This is a genomic window from Mycobacterium sp., assembly GCF_049281135.1.
Lineage (GTDB): Bacteria > Actinomycetota > Actinomycetes > Mycobacteriales > Mycobacteriaceae > Mycobacterium.
In genome coordinates this window covers 1-3,765 of record NZ_JBAPRN010000310.1, presented here as the reverse complement: position 1 = coordinate 3,765, position 3,765 = coordinate 1, and the positions used below count along the sequence as shown (strand labels likewise).

General features: G+C 62.8%; 5 protein-coding genes and 2 pseudogenes. 3 read left to right on the top strand and 4 right to left on the bottom strand.

Annotated features, from left to right (window positions below; all coding sequences use genetic code 11):
• From WAN02_RS12635 to WAN02_RS12625, 3 genes and pseudogenes are all read right to left on the bottom strand, one after another.
• Positions 1-696, bottom strand: a pseudogene (locus WAN02_RS12635) (sensor histidine kinase); the annotation flags it as partial.
• A gap of 23 nt (positions 697-719) precedes the next feature.
• Complete coding sequence (locus tag WAN02_RS12630; protein ID WP_422264512.1) at positions 720-1,139, bottom strand: response regulator; 420 nt, start codon at positions 1,137-1,139, stop codon at positions 720-722.
• A 10-nt stretch (positions 1,140-1,149) separates the two neighbouring features.
• The gene (locus tag WAN02_RS12625) at positions 1,150-1,821 is read right to left on the bottom strand and encodes a response regulator (RefSeq protein ID WP_422264511.1); all 672 of its coding nucleotides are present in this window, start codon (positions 1,819-1,821) and stop codon (positions 1,150-1,152) included.
• Between the two features lie 364 nt (positions 1,822-2,185).
• On the opposite strand from WAN02_RS12625, the gene WAN02_RS12620 reads away from it, so the two are divergent.
• Together WAN02_RS12620 and WAN02_RS12615 are read left to right on the top strand one after the other, a co-directional pair.
• Complete coding sequence (locus WAN02_RS12620) at positions 2,186-2,479, top strand: hypothetical protein (protein ID WP_422264509.1); 294 nt, start codon at positions 2,186-2,188, stop codon at positions 2,477-2,479.
• Positions 2,480-2,635: 156 nt separating this feature from the next.
• Positions 2,636-2,785 carry a hypothetical protein gene (locus tag WAN02_RS12615; protein WP_422264508.1) on the top strand — a complete coding sequence of 50 codons (150 nt, stop codon included), beginning with the start codon at positions 2,636-2,638 and terminating at the stop codon, positions 2,783-2,785.
• 12 nt (positions 2,786-2,797) lie between these two features.
• On the opposite strand, the gene WAN02_RS12610 is transcribed toward WAN02_RS12615, so the two are convergent.
• Positions 2,798-3,244 carry a nuclear transport factor 2 family protein gene (locus tag WAN02_RS12610; protein ID WP_422264513.1) on the bottom strand — a complete coding sequence of 149 codons (447 nt, stop codon included), beginning with the start codon at positions 3,242-3,244 and terminating at the stop codon, positions 2,798-2,800.
• A gap of 224 nt (positions 3,245-3,468) precedes the next feature.
• On the opposite strand from WAN02_RS12610, the pseudogene WAN02_RS12605 reads away from it, so the two are divergent.
• Positions 3,469-3,765 (top strand): annotated as a pseudogene (locus tag WAN02_RS12605) (ornithine decarboxylase); the annotation flags it as partial.

Genomic DNA, 3,765 nt, shown 5'->3' with positions numbered 1-3,765 from the left:
GCGCCGTTCCTCGTCGGCGGCCGTGACAAGCCGGCCGCGCGAGGCCTCCACTTCAGCGGCGCGCTCGGCAAGCATCTGCTCCGACACGGCCAGCGCGCCGGCGTTGTTCCACGCGATCACCAGGATGTGAAAGGCATTCACCGGCAACGCGATGATGATGAATGCGTGCTCGATCCAACGCGGCGGCGGCGTGGCGAAGTGCGCGAAATGCTCAAAACGAGCCACCGAAGCCAGAGCCAGTACGCAGCCGGCAGTGATCACGGCGAAAACCAGCCCTCGCTGCCAGCGGATGTAGGGCTGGGCGAATACGACCGGTACCAGGGCAGCGAGCACCATCGCCGGTAGCAGGTTCGGTGCGACGGACGTGATGAGCAGAACGGCGACCCAGTTGCTGATACAGGCCACGGTGATGGATTGCGGATATCTCCCGCGGCGCGCCAAGGCCAGCGCGACCGCCAACGCGAGGCATTGCGCGGTGCATATCGCGGCTATGGCCAGAAACCAGGCGGATCGCAGAAAAGCCACGTATTGCCACAGGGACAGCACCACTCCGGCACCGAAGTACATCGCGAAGTAACCAGCGAGAAACAGCTGAAAGCGTTCCACAGTGAACCGGTTGACGAGGTCGTGGCCCAGCAGCGACGACGACCGGACCGCCGCCTCCAAGAGGACCGTCGGCACCCGCCAATAGGGCACCGATTCGACTGTCGTTGCGGGGTTTACTGGCTTGCTTGCCATAATCGCGTCAGCAGCTCGGGAGTCAGATTTTCTTTGGGTAAGTAGGCCGCGGCGCCGCAATCCGCGACTTCCGGGGGAAGGTCCTCGACGTCATACGTCGACGTCAACAGGACGATCAGTGCTGGATGTGCGGCGCGGAGTCGGCGGGTGGCTTCGATACCACCCATTCCCGGCATGTGGATGTCCATCAGCACGATCCCGGCACTGCCGTCCGGAATGAGTTCGATTGCAGATTCCCCGGTTTCGCAATTGCCGGCCATGGTGAAATCTTCGGTGGCCGCCACGGCGGCGGCCGTCGCGCGCCGGAAACTGGCCTGGTCGTCGACCACCCAGACCCGCACCTTCTCGTCCACCACCTTCGGATGATGCGGCACGCGTGTGTGCCGCACGATGGTGTACACACCACTCCTTTCACGCGGAGCCGTCGTTGTTGAGGAACATCAGCACAGCCTTGACCCGGCGGTCGACGGAGTCGTCGACGGTCAAGGCGAGCTTGGCAAAGATGGAATTGATGTGCTTTTCCACCGCCCGCTGAGTCAGCACAAGCCGTTGGGCCACCGTGCGGTTGCTGAGCCCGGTCGCCAGTTCGGCGAGCACCTCGCGTTCTCTGGGTGTCAACCGGCTGAGCGTCTCGGCAGAGCTCGGCTGAGCCAGCAGCGCCTCGACAACGAGGGGATCCAGCACCGTCCCGCCGGCGGCGACCTGGTGCACCGCCTCGCTGAGCTGGTCGAAGTGTGAAACGCGTTCCTTCAGCAGATAGCCGCGGGCCGCGGTCCCGCCGTCCAGCAAGCCCTTGACGTAGTGGGGATCCGCGTATTGCGACAAGACGATCACCCCGATGTCCGGATGCGCGGTCCGCATCCACCGGGCCAAGCGAATGCCCTCGTCCGTCGAGGTCGGTGGCATCCGCACATCGGTGAACAGCAGCGTCGGATGATGCTTTTCGATGAGTTCTACGGCGGAGTCATAATCCTCAGCGATGCCAACGACGTTCACATCCGCGTCGGTGGATAGCGCCCGGTGGACGCTGTCTCGCACCAACAGGCTGTCTTCGGCGATGACGACCGAAATTGGATCACTCACCGTGATGTCGTCCTTTCTCGATCTCTACGGTAATCAATCGATATCGGCGCATGAAGGTGTCGATCTTGATTGTCCAACTATTCGCGCATTTGCGGCGGGCCGCTACAGTACTCGGCTACTTAATTTCGCGACCTAGACCCTGATGGCCGCGCGGTGAGTGGTCGATCGCTTCGAAGCCGTTGTGGAAGATCGCAATTCGATCAACTATCGCACCCGGATAGGCCGGGCGGGTGCAAACGCCCGGGGTGTAGGCACCACCACAGGTGTGGTGCGTGCTTTCTGGCCGCCGACTTGTCGTCGGAGAACACTCGATGTTTATCCGAGCTTGTCCGCCAAGGGGCACGCAAGTAGTCAAGGAGGCGAAATGTCGCAATCAACAACGGCATCCGCGTTAGCTCGCGAAGCCGTCCATGAAGTTGAACCGACGTCAGTAAAGGACGGGACGACTCCTGAGCCCGTTCTGATCACCGAGCAGGAGGTGCTGTTCAGCACCCGGGTAGCCCTGTTGGTACGCAGGGCGTCCGACCCCCACCGGTTGATCGACGCGATTCGTGTTGCTGCGGGCTCGCTGCGCCCGCCGCCACCGCGCCGGCATTATCCGAAGGACACCGGTTACCTGGAGGGGGCGCGCATGGCCCGCGAAATGGACCGGCTGTGAGCACCTTCCAGCATGACTGGTCTGGCTCGCCCCGCCTCGATGCTCTGCTGCACGAGCTCGGGGCGAGCCTGCGCCGCGACTTCGGGCACCGTCAACTCGGTGTGACGGCCGCGCCACCGACGAGTCCGGAGCCACCAAGCCGATGGAGACCTTCCGATGTCTGATTCGCCAACTGCCCCCGTCGGGTGTGAGGGTGTCCCGCTGACGAGACGACACCTGCATGTGGTCGCGCGTGACGTCGTCGAAGAACAGGTCGGCGACGTTGTGCCGGACGATCGGGATGACGGCAGCATCATGTGCTGGTGAAGAAACGCCGAGTTAACCTGGAACGTCACGCGCCATGGCCGAATCCGGAGCCGCCCAATCCGTAGACACTTTCCGATGTTTGATTCGCCAGGTGTCGCCGTCGGGAATCAGGATGTCGCGGTAGCGACCGAAGTGGTCGAGGCCGATGTGGGTGACGACAGTGAAGTAACAGGACACCTGAGCCTCGTCGCGCGTTACCTCATTGAAGAGCACGTTGGCGACGTTGTGCCGAACGATCGGTTTGACCCCGGCGCTGACGGCGATATTGCCGGTCGCACCGCCGAGGAACGCCACGATCTCGGATCGTCCTCGTAGCGGCTCGGACCCGCGGATCTCCAGGACGCCATCGACGCAGAAAGTGTCGGCCAAGTCGTTCAGCCGCGCGGCATCGCCGGCCCAGTTATACCGGGCGAGAGTGTCACGAATGTGTTCGCGGGCGAGCAGTTCCCACACCTCCACCGTCGTCAACTCCTCTGCAGTTGCGTTGTGCGCTGTTGAAGAAACGCAATCGCTTCCGGGCGGGAAAGCTCCCACGTCGAAAACCATAACCGGACGTCAGCTCCACCGGGCAGCGCTCGCGAGTGTCAGCATTACGCGACGGACGCTCATTGTTTGTTTGCTGGTCACCAGCGGGCGGGCTGGGTCTGCGAGCCTTGACAGCACGTACCGCTGAAAGGGTCGTTATGACAGAACACTTGCGCGCTTACAACAGTCTTTGGCAGGTCCGTAGCGACTCCTGGTGCCGATTGGAGGAGGCCGCCGATCGGCTGACGCGCCCGGACACCGCAGGCGTCCTGAAGGAAAAGTGCATCGCCTCCTGCCAGGAGCTGCTCAACCAGTTGAGCTCCTTGGAGCCGTACTGGGCCTACCCCGGCACGCCGCAATTTGCCCGTGTGCAAAGGCTTTTCGCCGGTGGTAGTTACGACAAGTTCTGCCAGTTGGTCGCGCGGATCAACCGGGCGCTGACTCAGGAGTCGTAC